Source organism: Citrobacter sp. Marseille-Q6884 (assembly GCF_945906775.1).
GTDB lineage: Bacteria > Pseudomonadota > Gammaproteobacteria > Enterobacterales > Enterobacteriaceae > Citrobacter.
This window is the reverse complement of sequence record NZ_CAMDRE010000002.1, coordinates 832,797-853,041: the sequence shown is the minus strand read 5'-3', so window position 1 is coordinate 853,041 and position 20,245 is coordinate 832,797. Positions and strand designations below refer to the sequence as shown.

At 51.5% G+C, this 20,245-nt stretch carries 24 protein-coding genes and 1 pseudogene; 13 read left to right on the top strand and 12 right to left on the bottom strand.

Translation table 11 applies throughout. The annotated features are described in order from the left end of the window. Nucleotides 1-4: 4 nt before the first annotated feature. Nucleotides 5-643, bottom strand: coding sequence for an RpiB/LacA/LacB family sugar-phosphate isomerase (locus N7268_RS19325; RefSeq protein ID WP_260864098.1), 639 nt, complete (start codon nt 641-643; stop codon nt 5-7). Between the two features lie 269 nt (nt 644-912). On the opposite strand from N7268_RS19325, the gene N7268_RS19320 reads away from it, so the two are divergent. Continuing rightward, nucleotides 913-1,248 carry a YecR-like lipofamily protein gene (locus tag N7268_RS19320; RefSeq protein ID WP_198903849.1) on the top strand — a complete coding sequence of 112 codons (336 nt, stop codon included), beginning with the start codon at nt 913-915 and terminating at the stop codon, nt 1,246-1,248. Between the two features lie 196 nt (nt 1,249-1,444). Continuing rightward, the gene (ftnA, locus tag N7268_RS19315) at nt 1,445-1,942 is read left to right on the top strand and encodes a non-heme ferritin (RefSeq protein ID WP_260864097.1); all 498 of its coding nucleotides are present in this window, start codon (nt 1,445-1,447) and stop codon (nt 1,940-1,942) included. A gap of 45 nt (nt 1,943-1,987) precedes the next feature. On the opposite strand, the gene N7268_RS19310 is transcribed toward ftnA, so the two are convergent. Next, a complete protein-coding gene (locus N7268_RS19310) occupies nt 1,988-2,227 on the bottom strand; it encodes a YecH family metal-binding protein (RefSeq protein WP_198903847.1) in 240 nt (79 codons plus the stop codon). A 234-nt stretch (nt 2,228-2,461) separates the two neighbouring features. Between N7268_RS19310 and tyrP the strand changes: the two genes are divergently transcribed. Beyond that, entirely contained in the window at nt 2,462-3,673 is a 1,212-nt protein-coding gene (gene tyrP, locus N7268_RS19305; protein WP_198903846.1) for a tyrosine transporter TyrP, read from the top strand. A 30-nt stretch (nt 3,674-3,703) separates the two neighbouring features. Here the strand turns inward: tyrP and N7268_RS19300 are convergent, their stop codons facing one another. The 4 genes from N7268_RS19300 to N7268_RS19285 all read right to left on the bottom strand — a co-directional run bounded on the left by N7268_RS19300 (nt 3,704) and on the right by N7268_RS19285 (nt 6,309). After that, entirely contained in the window at nt 3,704-4,369 is a 666-nt protein-coding gene (locus tag N7268_RS19300; protein WP_260864096.1) for a YecA family protein, read from the bottom strand. Between the two features lie 185 nt (nt 4,370-4,554). After that, complete coding sequence (locus tag N7268_RS19295; RefSeq protein WP_260864095.1) at nt 4,555-4,836, bottom strand: heavy-metal-associated domain-containing protein; 282 nt, start codon at nt 4,834-4,836, stop codon at nt 4,555-4,557. After that, nucleotides 4,833-5,189, bottom strand: a complete 357-nt coding sequence (locus N7268_RS19290) for a hypothetical protein (protein ID WP_260864094.1) — start codon at nt 5,187-5,189, stop codon at nt 4,833-4,835. The genes N7268_RS19295 and N7268_RS19290 overlap by 4 nt, the downstream gene beginning before the upstream one ends. Next, nucleotides 5,167-6,309, bottom strand: coding sequence for a transglutaminase-like domain-containing protein (locus N7268_RS19285; protein ID WP_260864093.1), 1,143 nt, complete (start codon nt 6,307-6,309; stop codon nt 5,167-5,169). The genes N7268_RS19290 and N7268_RS19285 overlap by 23 nt, the downstream gene beginning before the upstream one ends. 135 nt (nt 6,310-6,444) lie before the next feature. Here N7268_RS19285 and N7268_RS19280 point away from each other — a divergent pair, with 135 nt between their 5' ends. After that, nucleotides 6,445-7,683 carry a patatin-like phospholipase family protein gene (locus tag N7268_RS19280; protein ID WP_260864092.1) on the top strand — a complete coding sequence of 413 codons (1,239 nt, stop codon included), beginning with the start codon at nt 6,445-6,447 and terminating at the stop codon, nt 7,681-7,683. A gap of 28 nt (nt 7,684-7,711) precedes the next feature. Here the strand turns inward: N7268_RS19280 and N7268_RS19275 are convergent, their stop codons facing one another. Continuing rightward, nucleotides 7,712-8,182 carry an SRPBCC family protein gene (locus tag N7268_RS19275; protein ID WP_260864091.1) on the bottom strand — a complete coding sequence of 157 codons (471 nt, stop codon included), beginning with the start codon at nt 8,180-8,182 and terminating at the stop codon, nt 7,712-7,714. A 12-nt stretch (nt 8,183-8,194) separates the two neighbouring features. Then, the gene (locus tag N7268_RS19270; RefSeq protein WP_260864090.1) at nt 8,195-8,902 is read right to left on the bottom strand and encodes a LolA family protein; all 708 of its coding nucleotides are present in this window, start codon (nt 8,900-8,902) and stop codon (nt 8,195-8,197) included. Nucleotides 8,903-9,067: 165 nt separating this feature from the next. On the opposite strand from N7268_RS19270, the gene N7268_RS19265 reads away from it, so the two are divergent. Next, the gene (locus N7268_RS19265; protein ID WP_260864089.1) at nt 9,068-9,412 is read left to right on the top strand and encodes a hypothetical protein; all 345 of its coding nucleotides are present in this window, start codon (nt 9,068-9,070) and stop codon (nt 9,410-9,412) included. 36 nt (nt 9,413-9,448) lie between these two features. On the opposite strand, the gene N7268_RS19260 is transcribed toward N7268_RS19265, so the two are convergent. Then, complete coding sequence (locus tag N7268_RS19260; RefSeq protein WP_260864088.1) at nt 9,449-10,864, bottom strand: aldehyde dehydrogenase family protein; 1,416 nt, start codon at nt 10,862-10,864, stop codon at nt 9,449-9,451. A 104-nt stretch (nt 10,865-10,968) separates the two neighbouring features. On the opposite strand from N7268_RS19260, the gene N7268_RS19255 reads away from it, so the two are divergent. Beyond that, nucleotides 10,969-11,865, top strand: coding sequence for a LysR family transcriptional regulator (locus N7268_RS19255; RefSeq protein WP_260864087.1), 897 nt, complete (start codon nt 10,969-10,971; stop codon nt 11,863-11,865). Nucleotides 11,866-12,156: 291 nt separating this feature from the next. Here N7268_RS19255 and N7268_RS19250 read toward each other — a convergent pair whose 3' ends face one another. Both N7268_RS19250 and N7268_RS19245 read right to left on the bottom strand, forming a co-directional pair. Next, on the bottom strand, nt 12,157-12,405 hold the full coding sequence (locus N7268_RS19250) for an ogr/Delta-like zinc finger family protein (RefSeq protein ID WP_008500389.1): 249 nt from the start codon (nt 12,403-12,405) through the stop codon (nt 12,157-12,159). 45 nt (nt 12,406-12,450) lie between these two features. Further along, entirely contained in the window at nt 12,451-13,605 is a 1,155-nt protein-coding gene (locus N7268_RS19245) for a phage late control D family protein (protein ID WP_010835092.1), read from the bottom strand. A gap of 151 nt (nt 13,606-13,756) precedes the next feature. On the opposite strand from N7268_RS19245, the gene N7268_RS19240 reads away from it, so the two are divergent. The 6 genes from N7268_RS19240 to N7268_RS19215 are packed head-to-tail and all read left to right on the top strand — an operon-like array spanning nt 13,757 to nt 19,191. Continuing rightward, complete coding sequence (locus N7268_RS19240) at nt 13,757-14,938, top strand: phage tail sheath subtilisin-like domain-containing protein (protein WP_010835091.1); 1,182 nt, start codon at nt 13,757-13,759, stop codon at nt 14,936-14,938. After that, nucleotides 14,939-15,454, top strand: a complete 516-nt coding sequence (locus N7268_RS19235) for a phage major tail tube protein (RefSeq protein WP_010835090.1) — start codon at nt 14,939-14,941, stop codon at nt 15,452-15,454. A 53-nt stretch (nt 15,455-15,507) separates the two neighbouring features. Then, nucleotides 15,508-15,807 (top strand): phage tail assembly protein, encoded by a 300-nt coding sequence (locus N7268_RS19230; RefSeq protein ID WP_010835089.1) that lies wholly within the window; start codon nt 15,508-15,510, stop codon nt 15,805-15,807. Continuing rightward, nucleotides 15,732-15,980 carry a GpE family phage tail protein gene (locus tag N7268_RS19225; RefSeq protein ID WP_149022286.1) on the top strand — a complete coding sequence of 83 codons (249 nt, stop codon included), beginning with the start codon at nt 15,732-15,734 and terminating at the stop codon, nt 15,978-15,980. The genes N7268_RS19230 and N7268_RS19225 overlap by 76 nt, the downstream gene beginning before the upstream one ends. Further along, on the top strand, nt 15,970-18,693 hold the full coding sequence (locus N7268_RS19220; RefSeq protein ID WP_260864086.1) for a phage tail tape measure protein: 2,724 nt from the start codon (nt 15,970-15,972) through the stop codon (nt 18,691-18,693). The genes N7268_RS19225 and N7268_RS19220 overlap by 11 nt, the downstream gene beginning before the upstream one ends. Before the next feature lie 9 nt (nt 18,694-18,702). Beyond that, the gene (locus N7268_RS19215) at nt 18,703-19,191 is read left to right on the top strand and encodes a phage tail protein (protein ID WP_260864085.1); all 489 of its coding nucleotides are present in this window, start codon (nt 18,703-18,705) and stop codon (nt 19,189-19,191) included. A 7-nt stretch (nt 19,192-19,198) separates the two neighbouring features. Here N7268_RS19215 and N7268_RS19210 read toward each other — a convergent pair. Further along, a pseudogene (locus N7268_RS19210) lies at nt 19,199-19,767 on the bottom strand (recombinase family protein). Nucleotides 19,768-19,890: 123 nt separating this feature from the next. Here N7268_RS19210 and N7268_RS19205 point away from each other — a divergent pair. After that, the gene (locus tag N7268_RS19205; protein ID WP_260864084.1) at nt 19,891-20,244 is read left to right on the top strand and encodes a phage tail protein; all 354 of its coding nucleotides are present in this window, start codon (nt 19,891-19,893) and stop codon (nt 20,242-20,244) included. Nucleotide 20,245: the final 1 nt, after the last annotated feature.

Below are 20,245 nucleotides of genomic sequence, written 5' to 3'. Positions count from 1 at the left end.
ATCATTAGCCAATAATTTCACGGACAAAGGCTTCGATCGTTTTGTCCTGGCAATTTTCAAAGAAGCACTGCTGGAAGCGCGGGCCTGATACGGCCGTTTTCACCAGCTCAGGATCGATAGCGCGCAGGGTATCAAGGTAGTTTTCTTTTACTACTGCCGCTTTCACCTGGTTCAGAATACCCGCGTTACGTACCTGCGGCTCTTTACGCTCTGGTGGATAGCCTTCGCCGTTGCGACCGGTAAAGGCTTTTTCAAACATGTAACGCACATTCAGTTCGGCGCCCCAGCCAAAACCTTTTGCGAATGCGAGGGAGAGCGCATTCCCGTTGTTGATCTGTGCGAACAAGAACGCATCCGCCGGATCAAGGCAGTAACCACACACCACGCCCGGGTGGATATTGAGCGACATCATCGCGCCCTGCCCCGTACCGCAACCGGTAACCACAAAATCTACGGCTTTGGAATTGAGCAGAATGCTGGCCATGATGCCGAGGTGGATGTAGGTCAGATGATGGTCATGCTCATCACTCATCCCGACGTTAAAGACCGGGAAGCCTTTCTCATCCGCAACGGCCTTAAGTTCGTTGTGAATGATCGCGTTTTTGCTTGCCTGGCTGTTTTCCATCATCAATGCAATTTTCATTCTGTATTCTCCTGAATGCGTCGCGGGAGTTCCGCCGTGAGTCATAACATTTAGGTCACATTACTATCTTGCAAACGCACTTTCAAATTTAATGAAATTTTGTTTCAAAAAGTAATAATGTGCTCACACTTTTCCCGCGAAACCGCCGTAATTTGCCAGCAGGAAGGCGTCGTTGTGATTAATCGCTGGTGATCTTTACGTTATTCAACCCATTGACTCGTCACTGTTTAAGCGAGGATAGCGTATCACCGAACTTTCAGAGCGAGATCATGAAGACCTTTATCCTTGCCCTTTTGCCGCTCATGCTGACAGGGTGCACTATCACTAAACAGGCTCAGGTCAGCGAGGCCAGCGCCATCACTGGCGTGGTGCGTCTTACTTACAATCAAGCGATGCTGCAGACGGCACGTACCGACGACTATGTCGCCCAGGGCACAGCCACGAGAGCGTGCCAGCGGATGGGGTACGCCAGCGCCGTTGCGTTTGGTCAACCGGTATCAACCTGTAGCGTTTATGCAGGCTCTCTGTGTCTGAATACAAAAATCACGCTCGCCTGGCAGTGCCACGGGGTGGCGGTATCACAATCCCCCTCTTTCAATTATTAATCTTTCTGACCAGCACATTTATGCTGGTCTTTTATTATTTTCGTCATTGATACCGTCGTCTTAAGATCATTAATGCGTTTTATTCCCATTCGCATTTTTAATAATTAAATTTATTATTTTACCTTTTGCAAATAATTAAATAACAAATTATAGTGGCGCCACGTAAATATATAATTAACGTTCGTGGAGCAGAACCATGCTGAAAACAGAAATGATCGACAAACTGAATGAGCAAATGAATCTTGAACTTTATTCATCTCTGCTCTACCAACAGATGAGCGCGTGGTGCAGCTATCACAGCTTCGAAGGTGCGGCCGCGTTTCTGCGTCGCCACGCCCAGGAAGAGATGACACATATGCAGCGTCTGTTCGATTACCTGACCGATACCGGTAGCCTGCCGTGTATTAATACCGTGCCATCACCGTTCGCTGAATATGCTTCTCTGGATGAACTGTTCCGCGTGACCTATGAACATGAACAGCTGATCACACAGAAAATTAATGAGCTGGCACATGCGGCAATGACCCACCAGGATTATCCAACCTTTAATTTCCTGCAATGGTATGTTGCCGAGCAGCATGAAGAAGAGAAATTATTTAAATCTGTCATTGATAAGTTAACGCTGGCAGGGAAAAGCGGCGAAGGTCTTTATTTCATCGATAAAGAACTGGCCACGCTGGATACTCAAAACTAATTTCGTGAAATAACGGCGGCGCCCTGCCACCGTTATTTCATCGTCTTAATGGCGGCAGATCTTGCTTTCGTGCGTTGAGAAGCCGTCATCTTTCGCAATAAACTTCCCTTTTGCCGCTAAAAACGCCACCAACTCAGCCGCAGTCATATCCGAAGCTGAACAGGTATGAAAACGCGCGCCTTCACCAAAACGGGCCGTAATCGCCGCTTCCAGACTGGCATTTGAATACTGCTCGCCAGACTCAATCATCATGTTAAGCACTTCGTGACCGTGAATAGAATCCATACACCCTCCTCAATAAAGTGCGTAGCCTAATGTGAACCCAATGACGTTGCTTTGCGCTAACACAGGTTTGTGCTGGCAATGCACAGATAAATGACATTTTTAATACACCTTACCGCCCTGATTATCGTAAATATTTTTGTACAGTAGTTGTAACGGTCATTTGACGAAAATAACGTAATGCCTTAACCTGCGCCGCAGATATAACCGTTGATTATCTCTGGGACAGAGGAAAGCGTGAAGAATAGAACTCTGGGTAGTATTTTTATCGTGGCGGGAACCACGATTGGCGCCGGTATGTTGGCGATGCCGTTGGCGGCGGCAGGCGTGGGATTTAGTGTCACGCTGGTGTTATTGGTCGGGCTGTGGGCTTTGATGTGTTACACCGCGCTGTTGCTGCTGGAAGTGTATCAGCATGTGCCTGCGGATACGGGGCTTGGCACGCTGGCAAAACGTTATCTTGGTCGTTACGGCCAATGGGTGACGGGCTTTAGTATGATGTTTTTGATGTATGCGCTGACGGCAGCGTATATTAGCGGCGCAGGCGAGTTGCTGGCGTCAAGCATCAGTGACTGGACGGGCACCAGCATCTCTCCCACGATGGGGGTACTGCTGTTCACCTTTGTTGCCGGAGGCGTTGTCTGTGTCGGGACATCGCTGGTCGATTTGTTTAATCGCCTGTTATTCAGCGCCAAGATTATCTTCCTGGTGGTGATGCTCGCTTTGCTGATGCCGCATATCCATAAAGTGAACCTTCTGACGCTACCACTCCAGCAAGGGCTTGCACTCTCCGCAATTCCGGTGATCTTCACCTCGTTCGGTTTTCACGGCAGCGTCCCCAGTATTGTCAGCTATATGAACGGCAATATCCGCAAACTCCGCTGGGTGTTTATCACGGGCAGCGCCATTCCGCTGGTCGCCTATATTTTCTGGCAACTGGCGACACTTGGCAGCATCAACTCATCAACATTTATGGGGCTGTTAGCCAACCATGCCGGTTTAAACGGCTTGTTGCAGGCGTTACGTGAAGTCGTTGCCTCACCGCACGTTGAACTGGCGGTACATCTGTTTGCCGACCTCGCGCTGGCAACCTCTTTCCTCGGTGTTGCGCTGGGTTTATTTGACTATCTGGCGGATCTTTTCCAACGCCGTAATACCGTCGCAGGCAGAATGCAAACTGGCGTTGTGACGTTCTTGCCACCGCTGGCCTTCGCCCTCTTCTACCCGCGTGGTTTCGTGATGGCGCTGGGTTATGCCGGCGTTGCCCTGGCGGTGCTGGCGCTGCTCATTCCATCCATGCTGGTCTGGCAGAGCAGAAAGCTCAACCCGCAGGCGAGCTGGCGTGTCGCAGGTGGAACCCCGGCTCTCGCCCTGGTCTTTCTTTGCGGGATTGTGGTGATAGGCGTGCAGTTTTCTATCGCTGCAGGATTGCTACCGGAAGTGGGGTAAGTAAAAAGGGGCGTTATGCCCCCTTTTTACTTAGTGCAGACAACACTGCTTATATTTTTTACCGCTGCCGCACGGACATGGGTCGTTACGCCCGACTTTGGCATCCACCTTTACCGGCACCTTCACGGGCGCTTCCTGTGGGTGCGCCATCCAGTAGGCATGCAGATCCAGCGCGGCCAGACGGATGGCATCCACGCTTTCCTCAAAGGCTTCCGGGGTCAGTTTCTCAACAACCTCAAAGTTTTCTTCCGTACCGTGCAACGCAATGGCATCAAGCGCAGGCTTTAACGAATCCGGCAATGCAGACCAGTCCGACAGTGCGACGCCCCGCATGTAGCCAAAGCACCACTCTTCGACAATCGTCAGCTCCTGATCTTCTATTTCACGCAATCCAAACAGCGGTTCAAACTGCTCGGGAAATTCATCAAGACGATCGGCCGTGTCGGCCATATGTTGAAACGCCAGATTCATGAAACGTGTCATTTCTTTTTCAGATGACCAGCGAGGGACATACTGCGCGCCTCCCCAAATCGCAACCAGCCACTGCTCTGGCTCAATTTCATACGGCGAGCTCAGCACCGCCGTCAGCAAGCCATCGAGTTCTGACACATCCAGAATTGCCTTGTCCGTGTTGTACTTCGTCAGTACATCATCCAGCCATTCCAGCTCGCTCTCGTTTAATGGTCCCGTTTTCATAACGCTTTTCCTTAGTCAAAAATTCTTGCCTGTGATTATCTTACATGGCTGGTGGGATAACAGATACAACCGGGCATGAGCGGATAACAGATACCGCCTGTTCAGGGTAACAGGAAACGCGGGTAATTCTGGTAGTTAATACACAAAAACACCGGTCTATGGAGGGAAAACCACCCGTAGGTGGTTTATTGTTGCTCAATATGGTTGAGCGTGGCCGTATATCCTGTTTTCGCCACTGCTTTGACCAGCGTTTCAGTAGAGAAGTTTTCAGGCACAATCACTTCAGCCTGCCGGGTCTTTAATGAAGATTTTGCCTTGATCACGCCCTCGGTTTCACGTAGCACCTGGTTGACGGAAATAACGCACAGTGAGCAGGTCATATTTTGTATATCCAGCACCACTTTTTGATTGGCGGCCTGCGCCCATAACGGCAGCAACAGGCACACGATCGGCGCAAATTTTTTCATTCAAATACCTCATAAAACCAGGCCACCAGCGTTGGGTAAAATAAGACAGGCACAATCAACGCCAGGGCACACCAGTAGAAAATGCGCATCTGCGTTAAGGTCAGCCAGCGGGAACACCACAAGCGTTTGGAAAAGTAGAGCCGCCAGAACACCTGGAGCAATAACCCTAACGTCAGCACCATCAGGGGAAGACGTAAAAACTCAACGCGAGTGAAGACAGTAAAGCTCGCCGCTGATATGCCAAACAGTAGATATAACAGCGGCCCGACACAGCATAATCCCGCGGTGACGGCAGCCGCAGCGGCCGTCAGAAGGGTGAGTCCAGCCCCTTTAGCGTTGTTCTGTTGCGACATAGCTGTAGGAGAACGCTTTAGGGTCATAGAAATTGATCGGATCGCCATCCACTTCCGCATAGGGATAGCCAAAGTTGTTCATTGCGCCCTGCTCTGTTGCCGGATACAGTTCGAAATCGCGTCCGTAGTTGAATCCCACCCAGTTCATTTCCCAGTTACCAAACAGGTAGGTGTTCACCGCCTGTACATCGGCATCCTGATGCGTTTTTTTCTCCGCCAGACGCATCTTCGTGACGTCCGCCGGGTCACAAGGCAGCCAGCCGTAACCGGCCAGATAGAACTCTGCGCGACAGTGCTGTCCTCCGCTGACATCGGCAACGCCGGCACTATCGGCTTTGCCAAACGCGCTTTTCGAATAGCGCTCAAGTTTATTGGCTCGTCCCAGGCGAATACCAAACAACTCACGCGCAGGAATGCCGCTGGCGCGCGCCAGTGCCACGAAAACAGAACTCATATCAGTGCATTTTCCCTTGAGCTTGCCGCTCTTCAGGATCTCCGCAACATCCCCCGTCCCGCAGCCGATAACGTCATTATCGCGCTCCATATGGCTACTGACCCAGTTATAGATCAGGTGGGCTTTTTTCAATGGATCGTGCTCACTGCCGGTAATTTTACGCGCAGTTTCCTGTACCAGTCCGTCAACTGGAGTATGCGCTGTCGGCAATAAGTAGGGCTTCACGTCCAGCGGGTAAACAATCTGCTCCGGTGCCTGCCAGGTTTTTAGCGCATCCTGTTTCAGCGGCTCCCAGTCGGTGGTTTCAATATCAATATCCACCTTGATCAGCAGTTCACCCTGCGAATGGGGCCAACGGGCAAAGAGCGTTTTCGCGCCATAGGTATTATTGGTGGTGACGTAAGCCTGCGTATAGTTGCCGCTAAAGGCCAGTTCAGTCATCTGCTGAAACGCCGTGTCTACCGGCAGTGGGATCCACAGTTTGACCTCACCACTTGACCCTTGCGGTGGGTTCAGCTTGTAGGTTTGCGATAGCACAAAACGCCGACGCGCCACGGGAGCCACTGATGACTCTGCGGCGTGTACCGTCTGGCTCACCATTGAGGGGCCTACCAAACCGGCGGCGGAAAGGAGAACGCTATTTTTGAGAAATTGGCGACGTTGCATTGCTGTCTGTCCATGTTTTATGAGTGAAATGACGGCTAAAGGAGTACAAGCCGTACGCGATCATCACAGCAGACAGACGCTGGTATAAGAAGGTGGATCGATGGTGATTATTCATCAATAACAGACCTGTTAACTGTGAATGAAAAAAGCGACTACGCAGCCGTCATTAAGCCATTTACCGGCATAAAAGTACAGTCGCGACGTGGGGTGCTCTCAGGAAGATCACGCAATCTCATTAACGCCGAACAGCTCAAAATCTGCTTATATAAACCCGTAGAGCCGGTAAAAACCGATTTCCGCATTAATCCTCGTTCACGTTTCCTGTCCTGTGGGGAAGATAAAATGGCAATGAGAATATTATCAATTGATGGCGGTGGGATAAGAGGCATTCTGCCGGGTATGATATTGGTCGAACTGGAGAAAAAATTACAAAAGCTATCCAAAAAACCCGCCTCCCGATTAGCCGATTACTTCGACCTTGTCGCCGGCACCAGTACTGGTGCCATTCTTTGTTCCGCCTACGTGTACCCTGATGCCAAAGGCAAACCTAAATATTCTGCTCAGGAAGCCGTCAATTTCTACCTTGAAGACGGCGATGACATTTTTGATGTTGGTGTCTGGAAAGCGATTGGTTCATTAGGGGGCGTCAGCGATGAAAAATACTCTGCAAAAGAGCTTGAACGGGTATTAAAAACGGCCTTCGGTGAAACCAAAATAAGTGAATTATTAAAACCAACCTGCTTTGTTTCTTATGATGTGAGCCGTCGTCAGCCAATCATTTTCAAGCAGCATTCGGCAGTGGCGAAGAATATGAATTTTCTGGTCAGAGATGCCTTACGGGGAACCTCTGCAGCCCCCACCTATTTCGAAGCGGCACGTATTTACTCATTGCCGCCTTTGGCACAAAAATTCGTACTGGTTGATGGGGGTGTGGTCGCAAACGATCCCGCACTCTGCGCGTATTCCGAGGCCATCAAATTTAGCAATGTCGCAGGCATCAAAGACATGATTATTATCTCGCTGGGTACCGGTAAAAAGTTACAAAGTTATTCGTTCTCAGAAGTTAAAGACTGGGGACCGTTCGGTTGGGCAAAACCTGCCATTGATATCGCGCTCGAAGGTGGACCACAAATGACTGCGTATTATTTGCAACAGATAGCCTCAACGGTAGATGATGCTAAATCTAAATATTTTCGGATACAGCCTGAATTGTATGATGCCGATCCAGCGCTGGATAACGCATCACGAGAAAACTTAGAGAAGTTACGCAACGCAGGAATAAAAAATGCACAGGAATTAGATAAAACGTTAGACGATATCGCCGCCTTATTAATAAAAAACGGCGGTGAGTTTACGTATCAGGGCAAGGACTGATACTTTATCGCCTGTTTATTCGGCAACATTAAAACTCACGTACGCGGGTGCCTAATTTGCGCGCCAGCCCCTTTGCGCCCTCACGCATGACCGTATCGTGATTCCAGCGAAATACGGGAGCCGCCAGTGGCGCAAGATAATTCATCCAGCGAAGGGTCGTCCGGACATGCCAGTCATACCTGACAATGGTCTCCTCCCCGTAGTCAGAAAAAGACCATACCCCTCTCCCTTCGACCTCTCCGCTGGCTTCACCTTCCAGGCGATAACAAGGCATAATATTCAATACATTGATATCAAACGTTAATCGATAAGGCAGTGCCCCCTTCCAGGTATAACGGTGCAACGCCCCAATCCCTTGGCTGTCGCCGCTTTTAATTTCAATGACTTTTTCGAGACATGCCCACCATTCCGGCCACTGATCCGGATGAGAAAAAACATCCCATACCTCCTGCAACGAAGCCTCAACCCGCCAGACGGTGGAGAACTGATATTCGGCCATAGACCCGACTCCTTACGGGGTAAAAAAATCCACAGGAAAACGGATGTCGATGACCATCGCATCCATCAGGACCGTTTCCAGCCGTTGTCCATCAGGCGCATAGCTGATCACTTTGGCGGGAAGTCCATGATATTTATCTAACCAGATGTCATACCGGTGAACCCCCTCAACGGACATTGTCGCAGGTCCCCGCACGGAGACATGTGTTGTGGTCCGCCCCGACAGTTTCTCCTCACCGAGGAGGGTGGTTGTGCCATCACGTTGTAGACGACGAATGTTCCCCAATAAAACACCAATGTCAGACTGATCTACCCGGTGACCGCGATCATCTTGTATCAGCGAGTTAGCGGGTGAAAGTGTCAGAACGGGTAATGTGCCCAATCCAAATGGCCATAACTTCACGCTTGCGCTGACGGGGCTATAGATCAGCACTGCACCAGAATGCGGTTGGGTAAAATCCATCCTGACGTAACCGGGCTTTTGGTAGCTATATCGAATAATTTTACTTTCACCCTGGGGCGACGAGGAGCGCATCATGACTTGATAAGTGCGAATTTGATTAAAACGCTGCTGCGCTGAAACAATAAGATCAGTCGTCATGGTCTGTTCTGACCGCATCAGTACCACGCTAATGTTATTTGCCGCCGGATACGCAATGCCGCTAAAGACGAGTAATGTGGCAAACATGACCGTCGGAGGAAGTAAGTCTTTAATAATCACCTCCCACACCAGGATCGTCTGCAGACAGGTGCAATGACCTGTTATCTGTTTTCATTATAGTGGTTAATTTGCCCCTCCTGACCCTCAATGACAGCCGTGAAAACCCGGATGGGATACCCGCTAAACGCTATACTTTAATAGCCACACTTTGTTCAGGTATTCATCGTGAAGCGACTACCGGCATTCTCATACGCCATCTTCGTTCTCCTGCTGATGGTCTCATCCTCTCTTGCAGCCAGTGCTTTTCAGAACCAGGCCAGCCGGGAGCGAGAATTAAGCGCCGCGTTAGCGACAGGTAGCGGTGTCATCGTGATTGGCGGCGACGATGATATCGGCTTCACGTTCAAAGCACGAAACAGGATGCGCGGACCGTTTGTGATCCTGGATGGCGCAGGCGATCCGATCATGATCAATGGCTTTCAGAATCATAACTACAATCCTGCCCGGGATGGATTTATGAATAATCCCGCACGGGGGAGCTTTATGCATAACGCACCCCTGCGCAGGTAACTGTGACAGACATGTGGAGAAGATTCTGGCTGGATTTTACCCTGCCATTATTGCTTTCGCTTCCAGATAAGCCTGCATCCCCCATTTCCCCATTTCACGGCCAAGCCCCGACTGTTTGAAGCCACCGAAAGGCGCTTTCGGTTCGTGGGCCAGCGTGTTGACCATCACCCTGCCGGACTCAATCTGTTGCGCCAGACGTATCCCACGCTGATGGTCACCGCTGAGCACTAACGCGCTCAGGCCATAATGGGTATCGTTGGCAATCGCCAGCGCCTCAGCCTCATCGTCATAAGGGATGAGCACCAACACCGGACCAAAAATCTCCTCGCGAGCAATACGCATCTGGTTATGACCGCAAAACAGCGTCGGCTTGATAAACCAGCCTTTCTCCAGCCCGCAAGGACGACCTTCACCGCCAGCCAGCAGTGTTGCCCCCTCTTCTATGCCTAAACGGATATAATCCTGCACGCGCTGCCACTGTTTCTGGCTGACCATCGGACCTATTTCCGTTTTTTCATCCCGCGGATCGCCCGTCTGTATCGTACTAATGGCTTCCACGATGGCTCGCTCAAACTCGGTCTGACGGCTACGCGGCACCAGAATACGCGTCCCGGCAACGCAGGCCTGCCCACTGTTCATAAAGCCCGCCGCCAGCACCAGCGGTACGGATTGCGCAACATCCGCATCATCAAGGATAATCGTCGGCGATTTCCCGCCCAGTTCGAGCGTCACGCGCTTAAGCGACTGCGCGCTGCTGGCGACAATGTGTTTTCCGACCGCCGTCGAGCCGGTGAAGGAGATTTTGGCAATGTCGGGATGATGGTTAATGACATCGCCGACGACCTCACCGCGCCCTGTAATGATGTTGAATACGCCAGCCGGAATGTTGGCCTTATGCAGAGCTTCCGTAATAATTTGCGTCTGTATCGCGCTCATTTCGCTCGGTTTTATCACTGCCGTACAACCTGCGGCCATCGCTGTTGCCAGCTTATTGCAGATGAAACCCGCATTGCTGTTCCACGGGGTAATCAGCCCTGCCACTCCGACCGGCGTCATGATCACTTGCGCATGACCGGCCTGCTCGACGAACTCAAAGTTTTCCAGCGTTTCAATAGCCTGAGCAATCACATCGGCAGGATATTGCGCCATCCAGCGTCCTCTTACCTTCGGTGCACCGTATTCAGTGACAATGGCGTCAAGCAGCGCGTCTTCACACGCCACAACCGCATTATGCATGCGTTGTAATACCTCAATGCGCTCTGCTTTACGGGTTTTTGACCAACCGGGAAAAGCGGCTTTCGCGGCGGCAATTGCCCGCTCTGCATCGACCTCATCAGCCAGACGTACACGACCAATAGCTTCTTCAGTGGCCGGGTTATAAAGCGTGAAATATTCTTCGCCGTGAGGGGTAACGAACTCACCGTTAAGGTAAATTTTATCGATATGCTGCATAGCAGGCTCTCTCTGTTCAGTGGATGAAGCGAGTATAAAAACAGATGATCATCATGATAAGAGGGTTTATCCTGCACGGGGTGTACCGAAAATCGGGATAATCTATGCATCGTAGTGGATTGATTGAACTGGAAGTGGTTCTGGCCGTCGCGAACAGGTTGAGTTTTCGTGCCGCAGCGCGTGAGTTGGGCATGTCGGCTACTGCCGTCAGCAGAATCGTCGCCAGCCAGGAAACTCAGCTGAAAGTACGTCTGTTTAACCGATCCACGCGCAGTGTGGCCCTTACGCCTGCGGGTGAGCGCTACATCGAACGCATTGCGCCCGCGCTGGCTGAGATTCAGCGAGTCTCAGAAGAGATCGCCACAACGTCAGATACCCCGACAGGAACGCTGCGCATCAATGCTCCGCAGGAGAGCGTATCCCTGCTCTATCAGCCGCTGATTGAAGTCTATCTGCAGCGTTACCCACACATGCGTCTTGATATCACCAGTGAATCCAGAATGGTTGATATCGTGGCGGAAGGCTATGACGCCGGGATCCGACTCGCGGAATCGGTGCCGCAAGATATGATTGCCGTTTCGCTCACACCGGATATCCGTATGTTAGTGGTAGCCACACCTGAATACTTCGCCACACACGGCACGCCGCAGTCACCAGAGGATTTACTGCAACACCGCAGCATCGGTATGCGCATGTCGCACGGCGGTATTTATCACTGGGAACTGGAGCGCCATCAGCAAAAATTTTCACTAAACATCCCGCCGCGTATCGTACTGAACGAGATGCAAGCCATCCGTCGCGCTGTACTCAGCGGCGTGGGGATTGCATTTATTTCCGAGTGGTTTGTGCAGGAGGATATCGCGCAAGGGCGACTGGTCAGCGTACTGGAAGAGTGGTGCCCATCCTTCGGAGGATTACGCCTCTACTACCCCGGCAGGCGCCATGTTCCACCTAGGTTGAAAGCGTTTATCGCGCTAGCGCAAGAACTGCGGGATAAATAAGCGGGTGGCTACCCGCTTATAGGGAGACAAGATATACAGCGCGTCAGGACATTAAATTTCAGGCACAAAAAAACCACCCGTAGGTGGTTTCACGACACTGCTTATTGCTTTGATTATTCTATTCTTTCCCATGGTACCCGGAGTGGGACTTGAACCCACACAGCGCGAACGCCGAGGGATTTTAAAAACTATTAGAGAGCCTTATAAAACATAACCTTATGATAAATAAGACTCTCTTTGATGGTAATCGCTGGTAATCACAGGTAATGGCTGGACTTTTGCTGCCACTATTTAGAGGGCCAAATTAAGCTGATCCCTCCCATAGTGCGAAGCGGGGAAAGCATCGGATGGAATGAAATCAGCTGGTAACTTATCGCGTGGTGCTCGCTTGGTTACCAGCTTCTCAACGCTGTTGAGCGTAGTAAACGTAATACTGCATTCGAAATTCTGGCACTGGTGATAATGCCGGACTGTCATTTCACTAAGAGGGCGACTGGTGCGCGTACGGGCGACGGCACCACAAACAGGACACTTAAACATAATGGCCTCCCATGGCGGGAGTTGAACTCGCTCATATTATGGCCGCTATGATTCGGTTTCTGCAATCCATTCAGGTATTTTTGCTTCCAACTCCAGCCGCGTTTTAAACCCACTATCGTCAATAGTGTGGCTTGCCTTCGCAATTATCCAGTCCTGGCCGTCAATGACGTCTTTGAACTTCGTTACCGTTCCGTGCATCTCCGGATACAGATCCGCGCGCCCGTAAGCCAGGGTTAAAGAGAACTCAGCAGCTCCGCGCTGGAGTTGTTGCCATTTTGCAGCGGCTGCACGTTGTGCGGCCATCTCACTGCTGTACGTCGTACGGAGTACAAAAACGTTACCATCTTCACCGGCAATATAGTCCCCTTCCCGGCTGCTGCTACGCGGCTTTTTGTCTGCGGTTTTCTTCCGCTTTTTAACAGTAACCTTTTTCTTTTTCCCGAAATCCATATCAAGCCAGTACGCCTGCACGCCAGTGTATGCGTCGCGATCAGCAATCCGGAAAGAATGGCGATCTCCGCTGCTGCGCGTGATGGAAAACTCCGGCAACGCTCTGCCATTTGCGCTGACACCGCCACCAGGCAGGATGAAGAGCAGGTAACCATTTTTCACAGTTGCAATAGCACCCAGCATTTCCGCCATGCGCGTCAGAAACGACATATCGCTTTCCTGCGTCTGATCTGCATGATCGATCTCGGCGGACATCAGTTGCTCTGAGATGAGAGGTTTTAACTTGTACCTGTGAGCTATAGCAGAGACGATGCGCTCTACTGTAACGTCATGCCACGACACCTCCCGCTTAACGTTAAATTCATCGCGGAAATCTGCACTTCTGGCCGTGATCTCGATACGGTCCGGCGGTCCTGAGTGCGCAATTTCATCCACGATGAAAATCCCTTTGTGTACCAGTTTTTCTCCCTGCCAGCCTATCGCTACCGATAATTCAGCGCCACGCGGCGGTAACTCAATATCTCCCTGGCTGTCATCAACAGTGATAGTCAGTTCATCAGCATTAAAGCCCCTGTTATCTGTTAATTCTAACGAGATCAGTTTCTCATCCAGCATGATCAGCGCCCTGCCGCCAAGCGTTACGTTAAACGCTGGCACACGTGACAAGTCGCCAGGATAATTTTTGAATTTCTCAGCACCCGCATTCAGCAGGCTTTTTGCGCTCTCTATTGCGTCAGTTGTCAGTACCATCGCTTTCTCCTCCCGCAAATATTTCCATGCGCGCGCGATAGGACAAACAGCCTTTTGTTGTCGCCTTTCTGCGACATCCATCGCAACGTGTCTGCCGCCCGGAATTCAGCGAATATCACCATGAACTCACTAAACATGATGGCGGTAGAGTATGACCGACAACTTTTTCCACGGGGCGCGCACCAAAGAAAACACCGACCTCCAGACCGCGATCAATGACATTGATTCAACGGTCATTGGTCTGGTTGCGGTGGCCGATGATGCCGATCCCCTCACCTTTCCACTTGATACGCCAGTCCTGATCACTCGCGTGATTAGCGTGCTGGGTAAGGCGGGCAAAACAGGCTCACTGTATAAATCTCTCAAGGCTATTTCCGACCAGGTCAGCACGCGTGTAATTGTTGTTCGTGTCGCTGAAGCAAAGGAAGGAGAAAATGCCAAAACGCAATCCCAGCTCATTATCGGTGGCACACAGGCTGACGGAAGCTATACCGGGATGTTTGCCCTGCTGACCGCAGAGCAGAAAACCGGTTATCGCCCTCGCATCCTCGGCATTCCGATGTACGACACGCAGGAAGTAACCGCGCAGCTGCGCGTAATTGCGAAACAGCTGCGTGCATTCTCTTACAGCTACTGTGATGGCTGCGAGACTATTGCCGAAGCAAAAACCTACCGCGAGCAGTTCGCCGAGCGTGAAGGGATGATGATTTGGCCCAACTTCATCGCCTTCAACCCGCAGACCGGCGTTAATGAAGAATTCCCGGCTGTTGCCTATGCGCTTGGCCTGCGGGCACTGATTGATAATGAGCAGGGCTGGCACAAGTCACTTTCTAACGTTGCGGTGAAAAACGTCCTGGGTATCTCCAAAGACGTGTTCTGGGCGTTACAGGCGGAGGACTCCGACGCTAACGAGCTGAACGCTAACGAGATTACCACGCTGATCAAACGCGATGGCTTCCGGTTCTGGGGTAACCGTACCACCGACACCGAAGAATATATTTTCGAGGTGTTTACCCGGACGGCTCAAATTCTTGCGGACAGCATTGCGGAAGCACAATTCACCACCGTGGATAAACCGCTTACCCCGGCTAACGTCAAAGACGTTGTAAGCGGGATCAATGCCAAGCTTCAGGCGCTGGTCACTGCTGGCAAACTGATTGGTGCGGCATGTTGGTTTGATATTGTCGATAACCCAACCACCGGTATTCGCCAGGGTAAAGCGGTTGTTCGCTACAACTACAGCCCCGTACCACCGCTGGAAAACTTGACGCTGGTCCAGACGTTTACCGATCAGTATTACGAACCAGCCTTTGCATCGCTGGGAGGTGCATAAATGGCTATTCCGAAGAAACTCCGCCTGTTCACGATGTTTGTCGATGGCGACAACTACATCGGGAAGATCCCCAGCGTCACGCTCCCGAAAATTACCCGTAAAACGGAAGATTACCAGGGTGGCGGGATGCTTGGCTCCGCTGCTGTTGACCTCGGCCTTGATTCAGGCGCACTGGATGCATCAATGGTTGTTGGCGGCATGGTCGAGGAGCTGATCCTGAAATGGGGTGGGGATATTGACGAACTACGCACGCGCTTTGTCGGTGAGATCTACAGCGGCGGTACAAGCTCCCTGCTTGAAGTCGAGATGCGCGGACGTATCACCGAAGTCGACCAGGGCGAAGCCAAGCAGGGTGATGACACCAGCCATACTTATGCGCTCAAAAATACGTATTACAAGCTGTCCGTGGATGACAAGCCTTTGCTGGAAATCGACCTGCTGAACTTCATCTACAAGCGCAACGGCAAGAGTCTCTACCCGGACCGCATTGCGTCCGCCCTGGGTCTCGGCCAGTAATCTTTTTTAACCACTACCAATGGCGGCCAGCCTGGCCGCCCGGAGAATGAATAATGTCAGTAACTCTCAGCCAACCCATTAAACGCGGCGACCAGGAAATTAAATCCGTCGCAATCACCGACACAATCAAGCAGGCTGGCTCACTGCGCGGGCTGCGTCTGGTTGATGTTCTCAACTTCGACTATGACGCGGTATCAACTCTACTGACTCGCGTCACTGCGCCTCAGCTGACAACCACCGATATTTCCTCAATGGCGACCGGCGACTTTACAGCTCTGTGCGAAGAAATCACGCCTTTTTTGACGAAAGCGGCGCCGTCCGCACCGAGCGAGGCGGCGACGGCGAGCAAGTAAGAGAGGCAGTATTCAGTGATGTCGACGATCTGATCGCCGACATCGCTGTGATATTTCACTGGCCGCCCTCCGAAATGCACAGCATGGAGTTGCGCGAGCTGATGGCCTGGCGCGAACGGGCGGCCATCAGAAGCGGTAACTATGAGAAGGAGGATGACGACGATGGATCTTAGTATTCGCGTTGCGTTCAGTGCAATTGACAAGCTCACCCGCCCGGTCAACGCCGCCAGTAAAGCCATTGGCGGCCTTTCCGACTCCCTCAAAAAAACACAGTCCTCAATCAAAGACCTGGAAAAAAGCGCAGCGTCATTTGATAAGTTGCGCTCGCAAGCCAATGATACTGCGCAGAAGCTGAAAAGCACCCAGCGAGCCTTTGACGGCCTCAACCAGAAACAACGCGAAGGCGGTCAGCTTACTGAAGCCCAGACGGCGCGACTTGAGTCACTTCGTACCAAACTTTCCCGGCTGACTGAAACCTACGGCAGGCAAACAACGCAGCTGCGCACAGCCGCGCAGGCAGTGCGTCAGCATGGCGTTAACCTCACCACCGGGAGCGGCGCTATCCAAAGTGCCATCAGGCGTACGGAGCAATACAACCAGACACTTGAGCGCGAACGTCGCCAGCTGGCTGCTACCCAAAAAGCACAGGCCGGGTATGATCGAGCTAAAGAGACTGCGGGCAAGCTTCGCGGGGCAGGCATGGGGATGATGCTAGGCACTGCTGCTGCGGGCTACGCTGGCGGATCATTCCTGGCGCCTGCGATTGGTTTCGATGAGGAAATGTCACGCGTTCAGGCATTAACCCGACTCAACAAAGACGCCTCCCAACTGGCAGACCTGCGTGCGCAGGCCAAAAAACTCGGTGCCGAAACCGCATTTACTTCGCGCGATGCAGCCAGCGGGCAGGCGTTTCTTGCAATGGCTGGCTTTACTCCGGCTGCTATTCAGGCTGCATTGCCTGGCGTTCTGAATATGGCGCTCGCCGGTGGCATGGATCTTGGTGAAAGTGCCGACATTGGCTCTAACATCCTTACGCAGTTTCGCCTTGACTCACAGGAGATGAACAGGGTCAGTGACGTGCTGACCGCAGCATTTACCCGTACAAACACCGACCTGCGAGGAATTGGCGAAGCAATGACTTACGCGGGTGTTGGCGCAGAAAAATTAGGCATAAGCGTAGAAGAAACAGCCGCGATGGTCGGAATGCTGGCAGCTCAGGGCATCCGTGGCAGTATGGCTGGTACTGGTTTAAGGGCCTCTCTCTCACGTCTAGCTTCTCCAGTTGGCAAAGCAAAAGATGCCCTGAAGGAACTGGGAGTTACAGTTGCAGATTCCACAGGGAAAATGCGACCTATTGAGAACGTATTGACCGATCTTTTTAGGACTACGCAAAAATATGGAAATACAGATCAACTTTCGTTTTTCAAAGATATTGCAGGTGAAGAGGCTGCAAACTCCCTTCAAACTTTAGTTCAGTCTGCCGGAAGCGGTGAGCTGCAAAAACTCCTAGCTGATTTGCGAGGCTCTCAGGGTGAAGCGCAGAAGGCGGCGAAGGTCATGGCTGACAACCTCAGCGGTGATCTGAAAAACCTGGACAGCGCATGGGAAGGTTTCCGCATTCAGGTCGAAGAGACCACCGATGGCCCTCTGCGATCGCTTACTCAGGGACTCAGCGACTTGATTACTGCCGCCAGCACCTGGGTTAAAGAAAATCCCCGCCTGACACAGACATTTATCCTGATTGGTGGCGCGATTATGGTACTTGTCGGTGCTCTTGGCATCGCAAGCTTAACAGCGAGTTTCATTCTCGGCCCATTGGCGAAGCTCCGGCTGGCCTTAAGCATGATTGGTATATCATCGATCACAGCGACCAGTTGCGTATCGACACTTGGCGTTGCGTTCTCTGGTTTACGGGTAATTCTCGCCTCGTTACTCGGCGTTCCTGGCCTTATTGTTGCGGCATTTGTTGCCGCCGGCCTGCTCATATTGCGATTCTGGGAGCCTATCAAGGCGTTTTTCTCCGGGCTGTTTACAGGTATCAGTCTGGGTCTGTCACCACTGATTCAGTCGTTTTCGTTTTTAATCCCATTGTTTGATGCAATTGGCATCGGTGTATCTAAGTTATGGAGCTGGTTTAGCCAGTTATTCACCCCTATAGACTTTTCTCGTGATGCTCTAGACAAATGCGCCAGTGCCGGGAAAACATTTGGTGAGGTACTCGGTACCGCATTGAATTTACTCTTTACCCCCCTGCGACTGCTGACTGAAGGAGTCAGCCTTTTGCTGGAAAAGCTGGGTTTAATTCCATCCGGAATTGACGCTGCGAGAGCCAAAGTCAACGATCTCGCGCCCAAAAAACCAGTTTCATGGGAGTGGGACCCACAGCAAAAGAAAATGGTCCAGAAGGAATGGAACTGGTCCCCCAAAAAAGCAGAGTCGCCAGTTGCTACTGGCGCACCACCTGCGGCCTCACCGCTATCAGGAAATACCGGTACGCAACGACGTCTGCAAAGCATCGCAGACAATACAAAAGCAACCGCTGACAACACCAAGAAAGTCGGACCGGGTGACATTATTTTCAAAAACCTGCCGCGTGCCCTAGCTTTGCGGGGCGCATATCAGGAAGCGCGTGTCATACCGCAATCAGTACCTCGAGTGGCAACGCCCGCAGCTGGCGGCATTATTTCCGCGACAGCCGCCACACAGGCCCCGGTATCAGCTCCCGTTACCGCTCCGACCGGCGGCGCCCCAATTTTTAACATTATCTTTAACGATGTTGGCAAACGCACGGATCAGGAGCTGGAAAGAATGATGCGCAATGTTGTGCGTGATGCGATGGCCAGCACCGGCAGAATTAACCGTGGTTCTTTCCGCGACAGAGAATAGGTGACGATTATGATGATGGTTTTTGGAATGTTCGTTTTTATGCTGCGCACCACCCCTTACCAGCAACTCCAGCACTCGCAGGAGTGGAGGCACGTAAAAAACGAGCGGGTTAACCAGTCAGCCGGTTGGCAGTACATTGGCGCTGGTGATAACAATATAACGCTGTCAGGCGTCCTTTACCCGGAAATCACCGGTGGAAATCTCTCGCTGTCAGCCCTTGAAACTGTCGGCTACGCAGGGCGCCCATGGCCGCTTATTGAGGGTACGGGGCGTATTTATGGTATGTACGTTTTAACACGTCTGGAGCGGGGAAAGTCTGAGTTCGACCGATTTGGGAATCCAAAAAAAATCGAATTTACCCTCAGCCTGAGCCGTGTCGATGCGGATTACAGGGAGAAGCTGCAAAGCTCGACCGTCAGCGATGCCCTGGCCGGGTTAAAGACGAGTGCAAATAATGCGATAAACCAGGTGAAAGACTCGCTCAACGGCCTGTTTTAATAATGCCTTAAGCCCCTTCATGTTCCCTTCTTGTTGAAGGGAACTTTTTATAAAGTGTCGATATTCCGACATCAAAAATAATAGCCACCCGCTGTCGTTTCTCCCCTGCGGCGATCAGTCTTCCCGCCTGTTCCCATTGCTGCTCTGTCAGTTTTGGTCGCCTCCCTCCTATCCGTCCTTCTGCACGAGCTGCAACCAAACCGGCGCGGGTGCGCTCAACGATTAACTCTCTCTCCATTTCTGCCAGCGCCCCCATGACGTGAAAGAAAAAACGCCCCATAGGTGTTGAGGTATCAATGCTGTCTGTCAGGCTGCGGAAGTTAACACCGCGATTGCGTAGCTCTTCGATCATGGTCACCAGGTGGCGCTGACCCGGCAGAGACGATCAAGCTTCCAGACAACCAGCGTATCACCCTCCGATAAGGTCCGTAATAAACGCTTAAGCCCCGGCCTCTCGGCTTTCGTACCGCTTATTTTGTCTTCAAATATTTGTTCACATCCTGCGCTTTCCAGTGCATTTCTTTGCAGCGCGGTGTTCTGGTCATTTGTTGACACCCTTACATACCCGATCAGCATAAAAACCCCCTTTATTTAGATGCCATAGTCCCTCGCATTGTATCGAGCATCGTCATTTCTGGCTGTACTGCAGGTTAGGTACCGCACCGTCAGAAGTAACCATGTCTTCCGGCAAACGTTGGTTTGAAAGAAGCAGCAAAAAGAGAGGTGGGGACAGGTACAAATCAGATACCGGATATGGGCGCTTTTGCATCTGGCACAGGGTGGTTCAAATTACCAAGCGGGCACATTGTGCAGTTTGGTACATATTCAGGAAACACGACTCGTTTTATCAGCGGTAACTTCCCTATACCGTTTCCGACTCAACCCTTGATTTCTATCAGCGTTATGTCTGATGCCGTCCAGTCAAATCCTTCTGGACCGTTTACGCCTGTACTTTCTGTAAATTTTGAACATATCAGCAATTCGTCATGGCGTGTATCAACGAGTGACAATTCTCAGCAATACCGATTTAGTTATATTTCTATAGGACGTTAAC